At 60.6% G+C, this 21005-nt stretch carries 17 protein-coding genes; 6 read left to right on the top strand and 11 right to left on the bottom strand.

The genetic code is table 11. The annotated features are described in order from the left end of the window. Positions 1-98: 98 nt before the first annotated feature. Together GEOBRER4_RS06530 and ldhH are read left to right on the top strand one after the other, a co-directional pair. Positions 99-650 carry a LutC/YkgG family protein gene (locus GEOBRER4_RS06530; RefSeq protein WP_185244725.1) on the top strand — a complete coding sequence of 184 codons (552 nt, stop codon included), beginning with the start codon at positions 99-101 and terminating at the stop codon, positions 648-650. Then, complete coding sequence (gene ldhH / locus GEOBRER4_RS06525) at positions 647-2782, top strand: L-lactate dehydrogenase (quinone) large subunit LdhH (protein ID WP_185244724.1); 2136 nt, start codon at positions 647-649, stop codon at positions 2780-2782. The genes GEOBRER4_RS06530 and ldhH overlap by 4 nt, the downstream gene beginning before the upstream one ends. 122 nt (positions 2783-2904) lie before the next feature. On the opposite strand, the gene GEOBRER4_RS06520 is transcribed toward ldhH, so the two are convergent. Together GEOBRER4_RS06520 and GEOBRER4_RS06515 are read right to left on the bottom strand one after the other, a co-directional pair. After that, positions 2905-3132, bottom strand: a complete 228-nt coding sequence (locus GEOBRER4_RS06520) for a hypothetical protein (protein WP_085813292.1) — start codon at positions 3130-3132, stop codon at positions 2905-2907. A 359-nt stretch (positions 3133-3491) separates the two neighbouring features. Beyond that, positions 3492-4097 carry a YceI family protein gene (locus GEOBRER4_RS06515; protein WP_185244723.1) on the bottom strand — a complete coding sequence of 202 codons (606 nt, stop codon included), beginning with the start codon at positions 4095-4097 and terminating at the stop codon, positions 3492-3494. A 274-nt stretch (positions 4098-4371) separates the two neighbouring features. Between GEOBRER4_RS06515 and GEOBRER4_RS06510 the strand changes: the two genes are divergently transcribed. Further along, positions 4372-4857, top strand: coding sequence for a ferritin-like domain-containing protein (locus GEOBRER4_RS06510; protein WP_185244722.1), 486 nt, complete (start codon positions 4372-4374; stop codon positions 4855-4857). 16 nt (positions 4858-4873) lie between these two features. On the opposite strand, the gene GEOBRER4_RS06505 is transcribed toward GEOBRER4_RS06510, so the two are convergent. The 5 genes from GEOBRER4_RS06505 to GEOBRER4_RS06485 form a co-directional block, all read right to left on the bottom strand. Then, complete coding sequence (locus tag GEOBRER4_RS06505; protein WP_085813295.1) at positions 4874-5137, bottom strand: GSU3473 family protein; 264 nt, start codon at positions 5135-5137, stop codon at positions 4874-4876. 239 nt (positions 5138-5376) lie between these two features. Continuing rightward, complete coding sequence (speA, locus tag GEOBRER4_RS06500) at positions 5377-7284, bottom strand: biosynthetic arginine decarboxylase (protein WP_185244721.1); 1908 nt, start codon at positions 7282-7284, stop codon at positions 5377-5379. A 44-nt stretch (positions 7285-7328) separates the two neighbouring features. Then, entirely contained in the window at positions 7329-8459 is a 1131-nt protein-coding gene (gene nspC, locus GEOBRER4_RS06495; RefSeq protein WP_404813887.1) for a carboxynorspermidine decarboxylase, read from the bottom strand. A gap of 20 nt (positions 8460-8479) precedes the next feature. After that, positions 8480-9679: a saccharopine dehydrogenase family protein gene (locus GEOBRER4_RS06490; protein WP_185244719.1), complete on the bottom strand. Its 1200-nt coding sequence runs from the start codon at positions 9677-9679 to the stop codon at positions 8480-8482. Positions 9680-9698: 19 nt separating this feature from the next. Further along, the gene (locus tag GEOBRER4_RS06485; RefSeq protein WP_185244718.1) at positions 9699-10244 is read right to left on the bottom strand and encodes a helix-turn-helix domain-containing protein; all 546 of its coding nucleotides are present in this window, start codon (positions 10242-10244) and stop codon (positions 9699-9701) included. Between the two features lie 426 nt (positions 10245-10670). Between GEOBRER4_RS06485 and GEOBRER4_RS06480 the strand changes: the two genes are divergently transcribed. Next, complete coding sequence (locus GEOBRER4_RS06480) at positions 10671-11543, top strand: bifunctional 5,10-methylenetetrahydrofolate dehydrogenase/5,10-methenyltetrahydrofolate cyclohydrolase (RefSeq protein ID WP_185244717.1); 873 nt, start codon at positions 10671-10673, stop codon at positions 11541-11543. A gap of 147 nt (positions 11544-11690) precedes the next feature. On the opposite strand, the gene GEOBRER4_RS06475 is transcribed toward GEOBRER4_RS06480, so the two are convergent. The 4 genes from GEOBRER4_RS06475 to ylqF all read right to left on the bottom strand — a co-directional run bounded on the left by GEOBRER4_RS06475 (position 11691) and on the right by ylqF (position 17724). Continuing rightward, entirely contained in the window at positions 11691-13022 is a 1332-nt protein-coding gene (locus GEOBRER4_RS06475) for an anaerobic C4-dicarboxylate transporter (RefSeq protein ID WP_185244716.1), read from the bottom strand. Positions 13023-13483: 461 nt separating this feature from the next. Beyond that, a complete protein-coding gene (locus GEOBRER4_RS06470; RefSeq protein WP_085813302.1) occupies positions 13484-14896 on the bottom strand; it encodes a sigma-54-dependent transcriptional regulator in 1413 nt (470 codons plus the stop codon). Continuing rightward, positions 14893-16596 carry a transporter substrate-binding domain-containing protein gene (locus GEOBRER4_RS06465; protein ID WP_449727634.1) on the bottom strand — a complete coding sequence of 568 codons (1704 nt, stop codon included), beginning with the start codon at positions 16594-16596 and terminating at the stop codon, positions 14893-14895. The genes GEOBRER4_RS06470 and GEOBRER4_RS06465 overlap by 4 nt, the downstream gene beginning before the upstream one ends. Positions 16597-16824: 228 nt before the next feature. Further along, on the bottom strand, positions 16825-17724 hold the full coding sequence (gene ylqF, locus GEOBRER4_RS06460) for a ribosome biogenesis GTPase YlqF (RefSeq protein WP_185244714.1): 900 nt from the start codon (positions 17722-17724) through the stop codon (positions 16825-16827). Positions 17725-18006: 282 nt separating this feature from the next. On the opposite strand from ylqF, the gene GEOBRER4_RS06455 reads away from it, so the two are divergent. After that, entirely contained in the window at positions 18007-18576 is a 570-nt protein-coding gene (locus GEOBRER4_RS06455) for a ferritin (protein WP_185244713.1), read from the top strand. 175 nt (positions 18577-18751) lie between these two features. Beyond that, positions 18752-20992, top strand: coding sequence for a thioredoxin domain-containing protein (locus GEOBRER4_RS06450; protein ID WP_185244712.1), 2241 nt, complete (start codon positions 18752-18754; stop codon positions 20990-20992). Positions 20993-21005 lie beyond the last annotated feature (13 nt).

Below are 21005 nucleotides of genomic sequence, written 5' to 3'. Positions count from 1 at the left end.
GGGGCAGCATCCTTTAAAACAGCTTTCCCTCCACTTCAAGGCGGCATGAGCCTGCAGGCTGGGAAACGGCGCGACAGCGGGATGGAGGAAACCAGAGCATGTACGAACTATTCAAAAGCAAGGCGTCCGCGGTCGGGGCGGAAGTGCATCGGGTAGCCGGCAAGAAGGAGGCGCTTGGGTTCATCACCTCCTTGCTGAAGGAAGAATGTGCCGCAGAGCTTCCAGGCTGCCGCGCAATATGGGCTGAAGGACCTTTCCTGGAAGGCATCGACCGTGAAACCCTCCGCAACCTGCCGGGGCTCTCCTTCGAGGTGACCCGCGAGCGTGCGGCCCAGGCGAAGGTCGGTATCAGCGAGATGTCTTTCGCCGTCGCCGACACCGGCTCTTTGGTGCAGGATCAAAGCGCCCCCGCCGACCGGCTCGCCTCCTCGCTCACCGACATCCACATAGCCCTCGTCCCGAGCGCCAACATCGTTCCCGACAAGGCTTCCGTCTTCACCAGGATCTCCCCCAAGACCAGCCGCTACATAGCCTTCATTACCGGTCCCAGCCGCACCGCCGACATCGAGCGGGTGCTGACCATAGGGGTGCACGGCCCCCAGCGCCTGGTGATCCTATTTGTGGACGAGCTTGAGGGAGGCAGGAGATGAAAAAAGAGTTCAAGGCATCCATCAACCGCGCACTCAACGACGCCAACCTGACAGGCGCCCTTGGGAAATTCTCGGAGGCGTACAAGGTGAACCGCGCCAAGGCCTACGAGGGGATCGACTTCGAGGCGCTCCGCGCCACCGTCGCCGACGCCAAGTCGAGGGCCGCCTGTCACCTCGACGAGGTGGCAGACACTTTCAAGGCGAACGCCGAGGCGCTCGGCGCCAAGGTATTCCGCACCCGCGATCCGCAGGAGGTGAAGCGCTACATCCTGCAACTGGCCAAGGAGAAGGGTGTTAAAAGCGTGGTGAAGTCGAAGTCCATGGCGACAGAGGAGATCCACCTGAACAAGGCCCTGCTGCAGGAAGGGATCTCGGTCGCCGAGACCGACCTTGGGGAGTGGATAATACAACTTGCCGGCCAGACGCCATCGCACATGGTCATGCCCGCCATCCACATGACCAAGGAAGAGGTGGCGGAGATCTTCAGCAAGGAGGTCGACGAGCGGCTCTCCACGGACATCCCGCGGCTGGTCAAGGTGGCCCGAAACGAGCTGCGCCCGAAGTTCCTGGCCGCGGAAATGGGGATCTCCGGCGGCAACATCGCCGTCGCCGAAACCGGAAGCATAGTGCTTGTGACCAACGAGGGGAACGCAAGGCTCGTCACCACCCTTCCTAAAATCCACGTGGCGCTGGTCGGCGTCGAGAAGCTGGTGGAGAAGTTCGAAAGTGTCGCCCCCATACTCGACGCGCTCCCCAGGAGCGCCACGGCGCAGCTTCTCACCAGCTACGTCTCCATCATCACCGGCCCCACCCTCAACGACGACGGCAGCGAAAAGGAGCTGCACATAATCCTGATGGACAACCGGCGCACAGAAATGGCGCAGGATCCCAAGTTCAAGCAGGCGCTGCAATGCATCCGCTGCGGCTCCTGCCTGAACGTCTGCCCCATCTTCCGGCTGGTGGGGGGGCACGTCTTCGGCAGCATCTACACCGGAGGTATCGGCACCATCCTCACTGCCTGGTTCGACGAACTGAAAAAGTCCGAGGAAATCCAGGGGCTCTGCATCCAGTGCGGCAACTGCAAGGAGGTCTGCCCGGGAAAGCTCGACATCCCCGAGATGATCATGGAGATCAGGCGGCGGCTGGTAGTGGAAAAAGGACAGCCGCTCTTGCAAAAGGCGATCTTCGGCGTGGTCAACAACAGAAAGCTCTTCCACGGCATGCTGCGCGCCGCCTCCGTCGCGGGAAAACCCTTCAGCTCGGCCGGGTTCATCCGCCACCTGCCGCTGTTTCTGGCCGACCTCACCGACGGCCGCAGCCTCCCCGCCATAGCGGAGAAGCCGTTCAGGGACATCTTCCCCGAAATCGAGCAGCCGCAGGGAAAGGAAAAGGCTGTCTTCTACGCCGGCTGCCTGATCGATTTTGCCTACCCCGAGACGGGCATTGCACTGGTGAAGCTGCTGAACAAGGCCGGGATCGAGGTGCTATTCCCCGAGGAGCAGACCTGCTGCGGAGCCCCAGCGCTCTACAACGGCGCCTACGAGGTTGCGGCGCAAAACGCGGTCGACAACATAGAGGCGCTCCTGCAAGACGACGCGCAGTACGTGGTCTCCGCCTGCCCCACCTGCACGGTCGCGCTGGCGCACGAGTTCGGCAAGACCCTGGAAACCCTGGGGCAGACCGAGCACCTGGAGCAGGCGCGGCAACTGGCCGCGAAAACCGTGGACCTCGCTACGCTCGTGAAGCGTCTGACCGATGAGGGAAGGCTGAGCTTTGAGGAAGGAGAAGAGCTGGGGAAGATCACCTACCACGACTCCTGCCATCTGAAGCGCACCCTCAGGGTGTCGGAAGAGCCGCGCGAACTGCTGCAGAAGGCGGGCTATCAGCTGGAGGAGATGTTCGAGTGCGACACGTGCTGCGGCATGGGGGGCTCCTACTCGATGAAGCTTCCCGAGATCTCGGCGCCGATACTCAAGCGGAAACTGCAGAACATCAAGGATACCGGCGCGCCGGTAGTGGCTATGGACTGCCCGGGGTGCGTGATGCAGATCCGCGGCGGGTTCGACCAGCAGGGGGGCGGGGTCAAGGTGAAGCACACGGCCGAACTTCTGGCGGAGCGGTTGAAAGGGTAAAGGGAGAGAGATGAGGAGTCTTCGCTGAGCTGCTGCGAAGATCAATCGCTGGTTCAGAAAAAGGAAAAGCCGCTCGAAACTTCGAGCGGCTTTTGCCGTTTTGCAGCAGCCTCCCTGCCCCTTTAAGCCTTCATTTTCGCCGCCTCGGGCTTGCCGAGGAGCGCCTTCAGCGCGCCGAATACCAGCAGCGCCGCCGGAACCATCTGCCCCGCCACGATGACGGCGGCAAATCCCATGAAGGCCCAGACAAGGATGCCAGGCTCGTCAGCCTGCGCACCGTTTGCTGCAAAAGCCGTGGTCGCAGAAGCGGCCGTTGCAAGAATCGCGGTTATTGGTGCTCTCGCTCTCATGACATCCTCCTTTTAGGAATCAGTTCTTTAGTCTGCTTGATTCATGAAAAGCATCAAGCATGCCAGAGCTGCAGCCAAGTTCATCTAGCGTTCAAAGTAGCGAAATTACACGCTTTGACCATTCATCGCGTTCCTCCAGCCGCGGCCGATAGTATTTCTTTTTCATACACCTGGCGCGGTTCCAGGCAGGTCCGGCCTCCCAACCAAAGCTTTAAGTTACCGGATTGACAAGGACCTGCAGGTTGCAAAGAGGTGTATAACTGCGGCATGCGCCCCAATAGATGCTGTGCAGGAATACAGCAGGGCCATCAGCCGGCTGCGGCATGATGGCCCTTTCGTGCGTGCAGCTTCATCCGTGGTCACTTGGCCAGGATCAGTTCCACCTCGATGCTTATGTCGACGTCATCGCCGACCGCTACCCCGCCAGCTTCCAGAGCCTTGTTCCAGACCAGCCCGAAATCCTTCCTGCTGATCTTGGTGGTAGCGGAGGCGCCGCGCCTGACGTTCCCCATTGGGTCTTTCACCTGAGCCGTCGGCCCTTCGACCTCAAGCACAACCGGACGGGTCACACCATGCAGGGTCAGGTTGCCGGTCATCCTGAGCATGCCGTCCCCTTTTTTATCGATCCTGGTTGAGTTGAAGGTCATGGTCGGGTACTTCTCCACGTCCAGGAAGTCCGCACTCTTTAGGTGCGCATCCCGCTTTGCGACCCCGGAATCGATGGAGGCTGTGTCGATTATGGCGGTGACGCGCGATTTCGCGAGGTCCTTGTCGTCAATCGTGACCACGCCAGAAACCTTGCCGAAACCACCCTTCACGTGAGAGACCATCAGGTGCCGTACCTTGAACTGGGCGCTTGAGTGCTCCGGGTCTATGTTCCACGTCGATGCAGAAGCAAAGGCCGGGACCATGACAAGAAAAACCGCCGCAAAGATGGCTGCAAAGGAATTGAATACTCTGTTCATACAGTCCTCCTCTACTGCAATGTTTATTGATTACCTTGATGGCAATTGGCTGTCGTCATAGAGCCAGCACAGTTCAAATAATACTATTTTGATCCGATTTGTCCATTGCGGTTTTTCGCCACTGCAGGCTGAGAAGACGACTGTGCCTTCTCTTGACAAAGAGACAAGTCACCGTGAGAATCCTCCAATAGCCAATGCCGGCCGGAGATACCCTGCGCACCGGTTCATAGGGACCGGTGCGACCCATTACCACACTTTGCCTGGGAGGAGCGCCATGAACGTCTTTGACTTCGCCATGAAGATGGAACTGCAGGGAGTGGCCTATTACCAGACCCTGGCCGACTCGGCCCGTATTCCGGAATTGAAGGGAATCTTCACCGGGCTCGCGGCCGACGAACAGAAGCACTACGACCTGTTGCGGGGCCTGAAGGAAGGGAACAACTTTGGAATGGCGGACTCGACCGTCATCCAGCAGGCAAGGAGCGTTTTCACCGACCTTATCGAAAGACCGGGGGCTCGACAGGAGATGCAGGACGCGCTGGACGCGTACCAGTCAGCGCTGAAGGTGGAGGCTGAGAGCGTAAGGCTCTACGAGGATATGGCTAAAAAAGAGGAAGACCCGGTGCTGGCGCGACTTTACCTCACACTGGCCAACGAGGAAAAGAGCCACTACAACATCTTGGACAACATCTGCGAGTATGTGAAGAGAACCAGGGACGACGTGCCTTGGCGGGAGCCCGAGGATAGCGGGAGCAGCTGATGGCCGCTCCCCCAGGTCAGGCGTTAGCGGCCCTTCTCTCGATTCCGGTATAGCTTTCGCTCCTGATCTCAGTCTCGCTCCTGGTCTCTGCCTCGCTTCTGCTTACAGGTTCCATCGCTTTGCTACGGGTGGTGCGCTTGCGGATGGGGTCCACGCCTACACGAACCCAGCCGGAGCTGCGTCTGAACTTGGAGATCGCGCCTGTTTCAATCAACTTGTCCAGCATAAAATCTTTGACGTAGTCATACTTCTCGTCTTCGTAAGCCACTTGGATGAGCATGTCTCACCTCCTCAGTCAATACAGAACCCCCATTCCAAGCACATTCAGTGCCATTGCGGTAAGTGCTGTCTGTGACAATCTTACCCGATTTTTTCACTCTCTCTACCTCCAAATTTGTAAAAGTTTCCAACATCAAAAGTGTAAAACATACCGACACAGCCTTACGCGCCAGGCGCAAAAAAAAGGAGAGGCTTGTAGCAGCCTCTCCTTTGCTCGAATCTGTGTCAATGTGAAGGGAACTATTCTCCCAGGTATGTGTATGACTGCAGCGTCTTGTCCAGCAGTTCGAGGAAGTGGCTGCTCTCCTCGATGGAGACCTTCTGCAACGAGACGTCCTTCTCCAGGTTGTTACGCACCCTCTTGAGGATCTCCTGACTGTCGTACTGCACGTACTTGAGACTTTCCCAAGTGGCGTCGCCGGTTATGACCGTGTCGATCTTGTAGTTGGTCTTCTTGTTGAAGGTGATGTGCACCGCGTTGGTATCGCCGAAGAGGTTGTGCATGTCCCCCAGGATCTCCTGGTAGGCGCCGATCAGGAAGAACCCGATGTAATACTGCTCGTCCACCTTGATCTTGTGCAGCGGCAGCGCCTTGGTCCTGCCGTTCTCGCCGACGAAACTGGTGATCTCGCCGTCGGAATCGCAGGTGATGTCGGCGATGGAGGCCGAAACGTCCGGCTTCTCGTCCAGGCGCTGGATCGGGACGATCGGGAAGAGCTGGTCGATGGCCCAGGAGTCCGGGATGGACTGGAAGAGCGAGAAGTTGGCGAAGTAGGTCTGCCTCAGGCTCAACTGGAAGTTCTGCAGCTCGTCCGGGATCGGCTTCATCTTTTCCACGATCGAGTTGATCTTCCTGATGATCTTGGTGCAGATCCATTCCGCGTTGGCGCGCTCGGCCATGTTCAGGTAGCCCAGGTTGAAAAGGCTCACCGATTCCTGGATCAGCTGGATGGTGTCGTGGTAATCCTCGCGCAGCGAATGCTTGTCGATGCTCTTGTAGATGTCGACCAGCTTTTTAACCGTCGGCGAGAGCTTCTCCGGCTCGGTGAGGATCGACTCGAAGTCCGGCATCAGTGTCTGGGGGTTGTTGTTCAACACGTCGGTGACGAGCACCGAGTAGTGGGCGACGGTGGCGCGCCCGGACTCGGAGATGATGTTCGGGCAGGGGACGCCTGCGTCGTCACAGATGTTCTTCACCTGGTAGATGACGTCGTTGGCGTACTCCTCGAGCGAGTAGTTGACGCTGGAGAAGTAGCTCGACTTGGAGCCGTCGTAGTCGACCCCCAAGCCGCCGCCGATGTCGAGGAATTCCAGGTTGACCCCGAGCTTCCTCATCTCCGCGTAGATCCTGGTCCCCTCGATCAGGGCGTTCTTGATCTTGTCGATCTTGGTGATCTGGCTCCCGACGTGGAAATGCAGGAGCTTCACGCAGTCGAGCATGTCGTTTTGCTTGAGCATCTCGATGGCGGCGATCAGCTCGGAGATGCGCAGGCCGAACTTCGCGTCGTCGCCGCCGGAGGTGGACCACTTGCCGATCCCCTTGGAGGAGAGCTTCACCCGGATGCCGAGCTTCGGCACGATGCCGGTGCGTTTGGAGACCTCGACGATCTTCTCCAGTTCGAAGAGCTTCTCCACGACGATGGTGATGTCGTAGCCGACGCGGGTCGCGAAGAGGACTGTCTCGATGAACTCGGTGTCCTTGTAGCCGTTGCAAAGGATGGGGAGGTTGTTCCCGGTCGACATGGAGATTGCCGCCACCAGTTCCGGCTTGGAGCCGACCTCGAGGCCGATGTTGTACTTCTTGCCGAAGTTAGCGATCGCCTCCACCACCTGGCGCTGCTGGTTCACCTTGATGGGGTAGAAGGTCTGGTACTTGGCCGGGTAGTTGTTGTCGCTGATGGCGTTTTTGAAAACCCGGCTGATGGAGGCGATGCGCCCTTCCAGTATGTTCATGAAGCGCAGGAGGATCGGGGGCTTGATCTTCCTCTTGATCAAGTCGTCAACCAGCACCTTGAGATCGATGGAGTACTTGGAGTTGGGGGAAGGATGAACGCAGACGTTCCCCTTCTTGTTGATGGAGAAGAGCTCCGCGCCCCAGTTGTCGATGTTGTAGATCTTCGAGGAATCGTTGATAGTCCATTTGGCCATAATTCAGTTCACCGTGTACTTCATGAAATAGGGTTGTTGCATCATCAGGACAGGCGGCTTTTGAAGTCCTGGTAGCCGAAGCTCCTCACGACTTTCAGCTCGCCGGTCAGCGGCTCAAAGGTACAGATATGGGGATGTTGTATCCCGTTGAAGGTCGTAGTCTTCACCATGGTGTAGTGCGACATGTCGAGAAAAGCGAGCTTCTCCCCGACGGCAAGCGGGTGGTCGAAGGACCAGTCCCCGATGACGTCGCCGGCGAGACACGATGGCCCTCCCAGGCGGTAGTCGTGCCCCTTCTCGCCCGGGTCGTACCCCCCCTGGATCTCGGGGCGATAGGGCATCTCCAGGATGTCAGGCATGTGGCAGGTGGCCGAGACGTCGAGGACAGCGATGTCCACCTCGTTGTGCACCACGTCGAGCACCTCGGAGACCAGGATCCCGGTGCCGATGGCGATCGCCTCCCCCGGTTCCAGGTAGACCTCCAGGTCGTATTTCTCCCTGAAGTAGCGCACCAGCTTGATCAGCGCTTCTACGTCGTAACCCTCCCGGGTGATGTGGTGCCCGCCGCCTAAGTTCAGCCATTTCATCCGCGGCAGGAACTCGCCGAACTGCTCCTCGAAGACGCGCGCAGTCCGTTCCAGCGGCTCGAAGAGCTGCTCGCAGAGCGTGTGGAAATGAAGCCCCTCCACCCCCTGCAGCGACTTCCCGTCGAACTCGGAACGGAGGATACCCAGGCGCGACTTGGGGGCGGCCGGATCGTAGATCGGCGTGTGCCCCTCGGAGTGCCCAGGGTTCACCCTGAGCCCCACCGAGACCTTCCCGGCGTACTGCTCCCAAAGCGGCCGGAAGCGCTCCAGTTGGTTGAAGGAGTTGAAGACCAGATGGTTGGAGGTGGAGAGGAGCTCGACCACGTCGCTCTCCTTGAAAGCGGCGGAAAAGCTGTGCACCTCGCCGCCGAATTCCTCCATCCCCAGGCGCGCCTCCCAGGGAGAGCTGGCACAGACGCCATGAAGCGTCTTCGCGATGATCGGGAAGACGCTCCACATGGAGAAGGCCTTGAGAGCCAAGAGGATCTTCGCCCCGCTTTTCTCCTGTACCTCGTTCAGTATGGCCAGGTTATGGCGAAGCCGCCCCAGGTCCACCACGTAGGATGGAGATGGGGCAAGCCTCGTCATTTCCTCTACATGCAGTTTGGTCACGTAAGTTCCGCCCACTCGCCGCCGTCGACTACCACGGTCGGCAGCCCCATGGAGCCCAGTTTTTCCAGGAACGGCTCGGGATCGAACTGCTCCATGTTGAAGACGCCTTCGCCGCGCCACTTGGCGGTCAGCATCATGATGGCGCCGACCACGGCGGGAACGCCGGTGGTGTAGCTGATCGCCTGGGATTTCACCTCGCGGTAGCACGCCTCGTGGTCGCAGATGTTGTAGATGTAGACCTGCTTTTTCTTGCCGTCCTTGATGCCGCGGGCGATGACGCCGATGCAGGTGCGCCCCTTGGTGAGCGGCCCGAGGCTTCCGGGGTCCGGGAGCACCGCCTTCAAAAACTGCAGCGGCACGATCTTCTGGCCGTTATACTCCACCTCGTCGATGCGGGTCATGCCGACGTTCTGCAGCACCTCTAAGTGCTTCAGGTAGTTGTCCGAGAAGGTCATCCAGAACTGCGCCTTCTTGATGCTCGGGATGTGCTTGACCAGCGACTCCATCTCCTCGTGGTACATGCGGTAGATGTTCATCGGGCCGATCCCTTCCGGGAAGTCGAAGTTCTGCTTGGTGGCAAGCGGCGCGGTCTCGACCCACTGCCCGTTTTCCCAGTGGCGGCAGGGAGCGGTGACCTCGCGGATGTTGATCTCGGGGTTGAAGTTGGTGGCGAAGGGCTGGCCGTGGTTGCCGGCGTTGGCGTCGATGATGTCGATCTCGTGCACCTCGTCCAGGTACTTCTTCGCGGCGAGGGCGGTGTAGACGTTGGTGACGCCCGGGTCGAAGCCGCTTCCCAGTAGCGCCATGAGCCCCTTCTCCTTGAAGCGGTCCTGGTAAGCCCACTGCCAGCTGTACTCGAACTTCGCGGTGTCGAGCGGCTCGTAGTTGGCCGTATCGAGATAATCGACGCCGGTGGCAAGGCAGGCGTCCATGATGGTCAGGTCCTGGTAGGGAAGCGCCACGTTGATCACCAGTTTCGGCTTTTCGCGCTCGATCAGCGCTATCAATTCCGGGACGTTGTCGGCGTTTACCTGCGCGGTGGCGACCGGAAACTCGATCTGCGCCGCGATGGCGCGGCACTTGGACTCCGTGCGCGATGCCAGCGTGATGGCCGTGATTACACCTGTGGCCTGGGCGCACTTGTGTGCCACAACCCCGCCTACACCACCTGCCCCGATAATCAGTACTTTGCTCATTTCACTTACTCTCCTCTTTTCAATAATAAAACGTCGGCGGCGTCACCACCCAAAGAAGCTTCGCCGCACTTTTTCCTACATTCTTCACCGCATGCTTGCGGTCTGAAGCGAAATAGAAACACTCACCCTTGTCCACCGTGTACAGCTTGTCGTCCAGCCGAAGCTGCACCTTGCCCGAAATCACGTAGCCGAATTCCTCGCCTTCATGTATCGGCTGTTCGTCCATCTCGCCGCCGGGGTCCAACGTCACCAGCACCGGGTCCATGTCCCGGTTCTGGGCACCCGGCACCAGGAGTTCCACCTTGACGCTGTCGCCGTCGTCGGTCGCCTGAACCCGGGCGTCTTTCCCGAACACGATGTCCTGGTCAGTCTCCTCGCTGAAGAACTCCTGCATGCTGATGCCGAAGACGTCGACTATATCCTTCAAGGTCGCGATCGACGGCGAAGTGGCATCGTTCTCCAGCTGTGAGATGAAACCTTTGGTAAGATCGGCGCGGCTGGCCAGTTCCTCCTGGGTAAGCGAGTTGACCATCCTGAGCCTTTTCAACCTCTCACCGATTTTCAAAACATCCTCCCCGGTTTAGTATCAGTAAACCTTTTGTATTTCGGCACTCTATTGTGTTCCCGAAATTTTGTCAACGAAAAGTTTAGTATTGATATACTTCCTGTTTATCAATTAGGGGAGGTTAATTTAATGAGCAACCCAAGCTATTGTAAACACATCACTTTACATCCCATGCTCTTTTTAGGAGTCGTCTTCAAGCGACCAAATCCCTTCCAGGAAATTGCGTTTTCCGACAGAACCTCCCTGCAGGTTACCATCGCTGTCTGGGTGCACCTGGGCCTGGCTCGTGTTGCCGCCGGCCTCACGGATGATGTATACCGCACCAAGCTAAGTAGCTGTTGAGGCGCAGGTTTTTTTGTGCTACTACTTTTCCCACGCCCTCCGCCGTTCCCCCGGGGCGCTCAATCCCAATGCAAAGGAACCAGCATGAACCTTTTAGACGGCAAGAGATGCGCCGACAGCCTGATCGCGGACATCGCGAAACAGGTCTCGCGCCACGTCGACGCCGGCCTCAGGAAGCCGCACATGACGGTGGTCCTGGTCGGGCACCACGCCCCCAGCGAGTCCTACGTCAAATCCAAGGTCACCACCTGCACGCTTTCCGGCTTCGAAAGCAACCTGATCCGGCTTCCCGAGACCGTGACCGAAAAGGAGCTGCTCTGGCTGATCCAGCAGATCAACGCCGACGCCTCCACCGACGGCGTCATCGTCCAACTCCCGCTCCCCAAGCAGATCAACGCCCAGCGGGTGATCAACGCCATAGCTCCCGAGAAGGACATCGACGGCTTCCACCCCGCCAACTTCGGGCGCATGGCGCTCGGGCAGAAGGCGTTCCGCCCTGCAACCGCCTACGGCATCTGCAAGCTGCTGCAGTTCTACCAGGTGCCGGTGGCAGGAAAGCACTGCGTGGTCATCGGGCGCTCCAACATCGTCGGCAAGCCGATCTCCATCATGCTCTCCAACGACTTCGACATCGGCAATGCCACCGTCACCCTGACCCACATCGAGACCCCGCGGGAACTGCTTCTGGAGGAAACCCGCCGTGCCGATATCGTCATCGTCGCCGTCGGCATCCCAGGCTTCGTCACGCCGGACATGGTGAAGGACGGGGTAACGCTCATCGACGTCGGCATCAACCGGCTGGAGAACGGCAAGATCGTCGGCGACGTCGATTTCCCTGCCGTGGCCCCCAAGTGCGAGTGGATCACCCCGGTTCCCGGCGGAGTCGGGCGCATGACCGTCGCTGCCCTGATGATCAACACCCTGATGGCATACCAGAACAACTTCGAGCTGGCTTAAGACCCCCGTTCAACGTTCAACGTTCGACGTTCAATACCAGACAAAAAAGGGTCCCGGCATTTTCGCCAGGACCCTTTTCCTTTTCTGCGTTTTTCTGAATCTTTTTTACATCCCTTCCAGCCACTTCATCCAGCTTTAAAGCACCTTTTAGAGAAGAACCTGGGAGATAGCGTAGGCGATTACGGTCGAGACGCTCACGCCGATCAGTCCCGGGATCATGAAGCTGTGATTCAGAAGGTACTTGCCGATCCTGGTCGTGCCGGTGCGGTCCATGTTGATGGCGGCCAGGTCGCTGGGGTAGAAGGCAAAGAAGAAGTAGGCGTAGCTTGCCGGCATGAGCCCTAAAAGCAGCGGTATGGGGAGACCCAGGGCGAGACCCAGGGGAAGGGTGATGGCCAGCGTCGCAGCCTGGCTCTTGACGAAAGCGGAGATGCAGAAGGTGGCGATGGCGAAGGTCCAGGGGGCCATCTTCACCATGACGCCGATGTTGTCGACCAGGAACTTCTTATTGGCGGTGATGAAGGTATCGCTCATCCAGGCAATGCCGAAGATGGATACAACTGCGATCATGCCGGCAGTGAAGACGCTGGAGTGGGCTATTTCCTTGGCCTTGACGTTGGCGCTGAACATGATGAAGGCGCCGAAAGCGAGCATGATGAACTGGACGACGGTGGTCATGGCGACCGGCTTTCCTCCTGCGGTCAGAGGGAGAATCCAGGGACAGCTCGCCATCAGGATGATGCTGCCCACACCGGTAAAGAACAGGGCCACGGAAACCTTGGCAGTGGTGGAGATCTTCATGCCGAGCGTGGTGACTTCACTGTCAAGCCCCTTGCGGAATTCCGGATCCTCGAGGCGAGCCTGGAACTCCGGGTCCTTGTCGAGGTCCTTGCCACGGTTGAAGCTCCAAGCGGCTGCTGCCAGGACGCCGATGACGCCGGCAGGCATCGTGACCGAGATGATGTCGATGAGGGTAACGGGGTGCCCCGCCTTGGCGGCAAAGCCGAGGAAGAAGGTGACCGCTGCCGCAACCGGGCTGGCAGTGATACCCATCTGCGAAGCGACGCTGGAGATCGCCATGGGACGTTCGGGGCGGATCTTGGTCTTCAAGGCCACGTCAGAGATGACCGGAAGCAGCGCGTACACTGCATGGCCGGTGCCACAGCAGACAGTGAGAAAGAAGGTGGAGAGCGGCGCCAGGATGGTCACGTACTTGGGATGGGCGCGCAGCAGCTTCTCGGTCAGTTGCACCAGGTAGTCCAGCCCTCCCGCCACCTGCAAGGTCGCCGACGCCGTGACAACCGCCAGGATGATGAGCATCACGGCGATCGGGGGCTCGGAGGGGGTACTGCGGAACGCGAGCACCAGCACCGAGACGCCTAGCCCGCCGATGAGCCCCAGGGCCACTCCGCCCCTGCGAATACCTATTAACACCGCTCCCAGCACCAAAACGAACTGGATCCAAAACATCGCTGCCATGACGACCTCCTCTGTCGGGGTTAGCTTTAGCGAGGGCCGTTGCACCTCGCTTCAATTTCTAACTTCCCTAGAGCAGGCATGATGCCAAAACCGCGCACCGCTTCAAGTCATCGATTATACTAGCAAAATCCAGAAAACCACGCCCAGATGCAGCAGGAACAGTCATAACCACCAGCAATGTATCAATGGATGAACAAGGCAAAAACGTCGTGATTCCGGGAAGATGAGCCTACCTATAACCGCTGATTATCGTTATAACCGCAGGTTATGCCACTTAATTAGCCGGTTATGCGGCGAGGGTTAAGGGAGCATTTTGCAGGATGATCTGGGATTGCCGCGGTATGGTCCCCTCCCTTGACGGGGTCCGGGGCGCAGCGTTTCGCGAAGGGAGGGAACTGGAATCTAGAGCGAGGAAACCGCAGGGGTCGGATGGAAGAGCGGTGCAGGAGCGCTGTGGAGTGCTAGTGGCGCATCTTCAGCCGTTTACTGAGGGCAGGTTGCGAGATCCCCAGAAGCCTCGCCGCCAGTGTCTGGTTGCCGTTGGCCCGGTCCAGCGCCTCCTGCACCAGGAACGCGGCGGCGTCGCTGAATGTCGGCAGCTCGTCGAAGCCGGAAAAGGGGTTTTGCTTCGGCGCCGCGGCTTGGGTGGGTCCGGACTCGGCCTGGGCCGACTCGACCGCTTTCACGAAGCTGTCCATCGATAGCATGCGGTCCCTATGCACGCTGACCGCATCGTAAACCATGGCCTTCAATTCCCGGACGTTGCCGGGAAAGCTGTAGGTACAAAGGAACTGTGCCAGCCCCTTGGGCGGGGTCGGCTTCTTCTTGCCCAGGGTCTCGGCGGCTTCCCCCAGGAAATGGTCGAGCAAAAGCGGAATATCGCCGCGACGCTCCCTGAGGGGGGGGATCTGCACCCGGTGGGTGCGCAGCCGGTAGTAGAGGTCCCGGCGGAAGCTTCCGGCGCTCTCCTTGGCGGAGAGGTTCTGGTGGGTGGCAACGATCACCCTGGCGCGCAGCCGCTTGGGAAGGTCGCACCCCAAGGGGAAATATTCGCGCTCCTGGAGCAGGCGCAAAAGCTTCACCTGGGAAGGGATGCTCAGGTCGCCGATCTCGTCAAGGAAAAGGGTGCCGTCCGCCGCCTCCTCCACCATCCCGCGCCGGGCCTGGTCCGCGCCGGTGAACGCGCCCCGCACGTGCCCGAAGAGGGTATCGGCGAAGACGGTGTCGTCGAGCCCCGCCACGTTCACAGTGATGAGCTTGCCGCGGCAGCCGCTCAGCCGGTGCGCCGCCTGGGCGATCAGTTCCTTCCCCACTCCGCTCTCCCCCGTGATCAGAAGCGGCTGCGGGCTTTTGGCCACAGCTTCCACATAGGAGAAGATGTCGAGCATGGAGCGGTCCGCGGTGACGATGGAGGAAAACGCCTCGGGATGGGAGAGTTCCCGCGAGATGAGCCTGCTGGAAACCTCCTGGAACTCGCTTCTCATCTCGACCATCCGGATGGCGCGCAAAACGCTCCCGACGATCCGGTCCGCCTCGTCGGTCTTGACGCAGTAATCGAAGGCGCCGAGTTTCATGCAGCTGACGGCGGTTTCGACCTGGTTCAACCCCGAGACCACGATAACGGCGATCTCCGGGTGCTGCTCAGCGATCTGCTTCAGCACCTCCTCGCCGGAGAGGTGCGGCATGGTCAGGTCAAGCAGCACCAGCCCGATCCCCCCCTCTTCCAGGAGCGAGAGCACCTGCCGGCTGTCGCAGCAGGTCTTGATGTTGTTGATCCCGCCGTAAGTCTCCAGGGTCAGCGCCAACGAACCGAGCCAGTCCGGCTCGTCGTCTACCAGCAGGATCCCGAAGCCGGGATAGACGTTCTCGATCATGCGTTGTTCTCCTCGTGGTACACCGGCAGGGTCAGGGTGACCGTGGTCCCCTCCCCGTTCGACTCGAATTGCAGGTTCCCGCCATGCTCCTTGACGATCCCCGCCGAGACCGAGAGCCCGAGGCCGGTCCCCCCCTGGTCCTGTTTTGTGGTGAAAAACGGGTCGGTCAGGCGCGACAGGTGCTCGGGGGCGATCCCCGTGCCCTGGTCCCGCAGGCGCAGGACCACCTGGTTGCGGAAAACGTCGTGCCAGGTGGTCAGCTCGATGGCCCGCTCCGGGTCGGGAAGCGCCTGGCAGGCGTTAAGTATCAGGTTGACCAGCACCTGCTCGATGCGCTGGCGGTTCCCACGGATGCGCGGCAGCGACTTGCGGTACTCGGCGCTGAAGCGCGTGGTCGCCTTGTGGATGGTCGGCTCGACCAGGCGCACCGCCGCTTTGGCCGCCGCGTTCAGATCCAGGATCTCGTTGCAGTCGGTCTCGTCCCGGCGGGCGAAATCCTTCAGGTCGGCCACGATGCGCTTGATACGCTTGCCGGCGTCCTGGATCTTCTCCAGGGACCTGGGGATCTCCTGGCGCATCCGTGAATAGGGGAGCCCGCCGCAGCTGAAGTCTCCGTTCTCCTCGTAGTAGCGCTCCAGGATCTTCACGGAGTCGTCATGGAACCGCTTCAGGATCGGGACCTCGAGAAGGATGACGCCGGTCGGGTTGTTGATCTCGTGGGCGACGCCGGAAACCAGCACCCCCAGGGCAGCCATCTTGTCCGCCTGCACCAGTTGCTGCTGGTTCAGGCGGAGCTCCTCCTCCACCTGGCGCCTTTCGGCGATCTCGCGGGTGAGGTCCGCCGTGCGCAGGGCGACCTGACGGTGCAGGGTGCGGGACCAGAGGGCGAAACCGCCCAGAAGGAGCACGAGCGGCACCACCACGACCGCCGCGTACTTCGCGAAGGTCCACCAGTCTATCGTCTGCGGCTCCACGACGCCGAGCCACCTGTTGTGGATCGCGTCGTACTGGCCGGTCTTCTTCAGTATCGCCAGCCCCTCGTTGAAGCGGGACAAGAGCTCCGCGTTCCCCTTCTTCACCGCGTAGCAGTAGCGATGGGTGGCGACGTTGCGCAGCACCGGGACAAGGTTGGAGAGCTTCAGCTCCCGGATCATGTACATACCGGGAACGATGGCAACCACGGCGAAGTCGGCGCGGCCGGAAGCGACCATCCTGAGTGCGTCGGCCGGAGTATCGGTCAGGGTCAGCTTCCCCCCCACCCCTTGCCGGACCAGATAGTCGTGCATGATTCCCGCCCGATGCACCGCCACCGTCTTACCCTTGAGATCATCAAGCGATGAGACGTAGGGGGAGTCCTTGCGGGCGAAGACTGCATGGTTGACGACGGCATGGGGGACGGAAAAGTCGACTTCGGAGGAGCGCTCCTGCGAGTACGACATCCCCTGCAGCACGTCCACCTTCCCGCTTTGCAGCGCGCTGCGCATCCCGGACCAGCCGCCCAGGCGGAATTCGACCTTCATCCCCATGACGTCGGCTATGGCCCGGGTGAGATCCACGTTGTAGCCGGCAGGGTGGCCCGATTTGTCGATGAACTCGTAAGGGGGGTAGTCGCGGTCGCCGCCGACGATGACGGTCCTGACGCCGGCCGCAGATTCGGCGGCGCCGCAGACGGGAACGACGAGCAGGGCCCAAAGGAGCATCTGGGCCAGGACGACCAAAGGCTGCCGCCGGCGGCACGGCAAGGTGGGTCCTGCAAAGAAAAGGGATGCTGTCTGAAGGAATGTTCCCATGCTGATCCCGGTGCTGCTGATAGGGTCTAGCTCTTCCCCCTCCCCTGGAGGGGGAGGGTCAGGGAGGGGGAAATCGACTGGTGACGCCGCGGCTGCTGGAAAAGGAAAGCAGCAGAAGAAGAGCGGCCCGCCGGCTGGTCAGAAAATCTGCTCCTGCGCCCGCTGCTCTATTCCGGCCATCTTCAACAACTCCGCCTCGATATCTGCCGGGGTGCCGGGCTCCTCGAAGCTGATCCGCCCCGCCTTCCCCGCCCTCAATTCCCGCAAAAACGTCTCAGCGGCCCGGTGCACGTCGACCACGCCGCCGGTCATCAGGCAGCCGAGGCAGCGCCCCACAGCCTCCACCATCTCGTACGGCAACTCCGGCAGCTCATCCAGCTTGTAGCGCTCCTTGAGCAGCTCCGGGTAGCGCCGCATCATGTACGCCGCCGCGAAGACGCCGACGTTGGTGTAGTCGAGCGCATTGGCGCCGATGGCCCCGCTTGCCGCCAGCCGGTAGGCGCCCCCCTGGTCGTCCATCACCGGCCAGAGAAGCCCCGGGGTGTCGAAAAGAAGTATCCCGTTTCGCAGGTCGATCTGCTGCGGTTTCAGGGTCACCGCCGGCTTGTCACCCACCTTGGCGATCGATTTCCCCGCAAGTGTGTTGATCAGCGTCGACTTCCCCACGTTGGGAATGCCGACCACCATGGTCCGGATCGGGTAGCCTGGGTTGCCACGGTTGGGGCAAACCTGCTTGATGAGCTTCACCAGGTTCTTCGCTTCGGGTATGTTCTTCGCTACCAGCGGCAGGGCGCGCACACCGGACGCCTTCTGGAAATGCTGCACCCATGCCCTGGTGACTGCCGGGTCGGCGAGGTCGTTCTTGTTCAAAACCTTGATACAGGGCTTGTTCCGCCGGACCTGCTCCAGCAGGTGATTGGAGCTGGAGAACGGAAGGCGCGCATCTAGCACCTCTATGATCACGTCGATTTTGCGGACCAGCTCGGAGATCTGTTCGAGGGCCTTGCTCATGTGCCCCGGATACCATTTGATTGTCATGTACTCTGTTTCCTTCTGGATTGCGTGAATTGCGGCAAAGGCGCCACCATACCACACACGATGCCGAAAGTGGGCATTTTGTAGCCGATGGGAGGAAGACGCGCCTGGCGCAGATGAACCGCTCTGGCTGCAGGTCTCATGACCAAGCCGCCACCTTCCCTTTAATATTAACGAAGTTGACTCCCATTACCAGTGCAGCTAACATTGCGAATGTTAAAAAGCTGTAACCAAAACAGGCGCATGCGGCTGGCCTTGAGGGGTACGACTTTAAAGGAAGGAAAGATGCGAGACTTCATTGCAGAGGCGGTGCGTTTTGCGGTGATCATAGAGAAAAAAAGCTACGATATCTACCGGCAGGCGGCTTTGGAGGTAGTCGACCTCGCCGGCAAGCGGATCTTCGAAAAACTTGCCCGCGACGAATCAAAACATATCGATGCGCTTTTGTGGCAGCATCCTGGGACCTGGTGCAGCGACCTTAGGCAAAAAAGCGAGACCCAGCCGGGGGTGGAGTGGGACCTGACCGGGCCTACAGGAAACAGGGTGTTCGAACAGTTGCGTCTTGCCCTGCTTAACAAGCGCTGGAGCATCGGGTTTTACACCATGCTGCTCAGGGCCTTCAAGGAACCCCGCATCTGCCGCGTCTTCGAAATGACGCTGTCGGTGGCGCGCAAGGAATTCAAGCTGATCACCGAAGAGTACCTGCAGGCAGACGTAAGCTATGGGCATTCTCGCGGCAACCGCCCGCCGCGCCGGGTTCACGTAAGGGAAGGAATCCGGGCCTCCCCCCCGAACAAGCACTCGCAGCTCTATTTCTCCATGCTCGACGCCGGTCGCGTATCCCGCCTGGGGTAGCCGCACCGGCGCCTCATTCTCACTTCCCTGTTCAATATCCCTCCTCGCCTTGCGACCGGCGGCCACAAACCTGCTAAAGTTAGACCTTGTGCAAAATCAACCCGCGGCATCCGGCGGCCGCAGGGCAAGGCGGTGGCACGCCGCCGGACGCTCTGCCTGCACCGGGAGGTAACCCATGGAAAACGAACCTGTCTATACCCCGCTCCCCGGCAGCGGCGAGGTCCCCCCTCCCCCGGCAGAGCTGTTCGAACAGGCGCGCCGGCGCAGGGGGAAATCCTACCGGCCGCGCACTCGGCACCTCACGCCTGGCGGAAAGGCGAAATACACGAACCGTCTTTTCCTGGAGACGAGCCCCTATCTCCTGCAACACGCCCACAACCCGGTGAACTGGTTCCCCTGGGGGGACGAGGCTTTCGAACTTGCGCGGCGCCTGACCCGGCCGGTCCTGGTCAGCATCGGCTACGCCACCTGCCACTGGTGCCACGTGATGGAGGAGGAATCGTTCGAGGACGAGGAGATCGCGCGCTTTCTCAACGCCAACTTCATCGCCATCAAGGTGGACCGCGAGGAGCGCCCCGACGTCGACACCGTCTACATGACCGCCGTCCACGCCATGGGGATGCAGGGGGGATGGCCGCTCAACGTCTTCGCCACGCCCGACCGAAAACCCTTCTACGGCGGCACCTATTTCCCGCCCCGCGATTATCCGGGCGGCATCGGGTTCCTGAGCCTGTTGCAGAGGATCCGGGAGACCTACCGGCAGGCACCGGAGCGGGTGACCCACGCGGGGGTGCAGCTTACCGAGGCGATCCGCGGCATGCTGGCGCCGATGGGGGGCGAGCCCCCCGAAAAGGAGATCTCCCTGGATGGGGTGATTGAGGCTTACCAGGAACGGTTCGACGCCAAAAACGGCGGGGTCGTCGGCGCGCCGAAGTTCCCCAGTTCGCTCCCTTTAAGCCTTCTGCTGCGCGACTACCTGCGACGCGGCGATAAAAACTCGCTGTTCATGGCGCAGCACACCCTGCGGCGCATGGCCGCAGGAGGGATCTACGACCAGGCGGGCGGCGGCTTTCACCGCTACGCTACCGATTCGGCGTGGCTCATCCCGCACTTCGAGAAGATGCTCTACGACAACGCAAGACTGGCGGCAGCCTACCTTGAGGGGTATCAGGCGACAGGGGACCACCGTTTCGCCCAGGTCGCCGGGGAGATCCTGCGCTACCTGCAACGCGACATGACGAGCCCGCAAGGAGGCTTCTACTCCGCCACCGACGCGGACAGCCTCAACGAGAGCGGTCACCGTGAGGAAGGGGTGTTCTTTACCTGGACTCCGGAGGAACTGGACGCGGCGTTAGGCGCGGAGCGGGCCCGGGTCGTGGCCGCCTGCTACGACATCACCAGGGAGGGGAACTTCGAGGGGCGGAGCATCCTGCACCGGGAGAAGAGCATGCAGCACCTGGCTGAAGAGTTGATGCTCCCGAAGGACGAGCTGGAGCGCTTGCTAACCGACGCGCGCCAGGATCTCTACCGGGCGCGGCAGCGGCGCCCGCTTCCCTTGAGGGACGAGAAGGTCCTGGTCTCGTGGAATGGCCTCGCCATATCCGCCTTCGCGCGCGGGGGGCTGGTGCTGAACGACCCGGCGCTTATCGACGCGGCGCGCGGGGCGGCGACGTTCCTGCTGGAAAACGTGATGTCTCAGGGAAGGCTTTGCCACAGCTACCAGGAAGGGGAGCCGAAGGGGGTGGGGTTCCTGGACGACTACGCCTTCTTCATAGCAGGGCTCGTCGATCTCTTCGAGGCAACGGGCGAGCTGCCCTGGCTCAAGCGCTCGCTCGAACTGGCAGCGCAGGTGCAGGAGCAGTTCGAGGACAGTGAGGCGGGGGGCTATTTCATGACCGGCCCCTTCCACGAGGAGCTGATCTCCAGGGAGAAGCCCGCCTACGACGGCGTGATCCCCTCCGGCAACTCGGTCATGATCATGAACCTACTGAGGCTCTACGCGCTCACCGGCGAGCAGCAGATGCTGGACCAGGCGCAGCGGGCGCTGGATGCCTTCTCGACCCAGCTCGCCTCCTCACCCACGGCGCTTACCGAAATGCTCCTGGCAGTAGATTACCTGCAGGACCTGCCGCGCGAGATCGTCATAGTCGCGCCGCGCGGGAAACGTGAGGCGGCCGCCCCGCTGCTGGACAAGCTGCGCCGCGTCTATCTTCCCAACCGTGCCCTGGTGGTTTTTTGCGAGGGGGATGAATTGGAACAGGCGGGCGAGCTGCTCCAGCTGGTCAGGGATAGGAAGGCCGACGGCGGGCGCGCCATGGCTTATCTCTGCGAGAGCCGCAGCTGCCGCCGCCCCACCAGCGATCCCGAGATATTCCACCGGCAGTTGCAGGATACGCAGTCAAAAGGGAGGCGGTGACACGTGCCTGGTG

This window comes from Citrifermentans bremense, from assembly GCF_014218275.1.
GTDB lineage: Bacteria > Desulfobacterota > Desulfuromonadia > Geobacterales > Geobacteraceae > Geomonas > Geomonas pelophila.
Note: the sequence above shows the minus strand (reverse complement) of the source record. Positions and strands in the feature narration are given on the sequence as shown.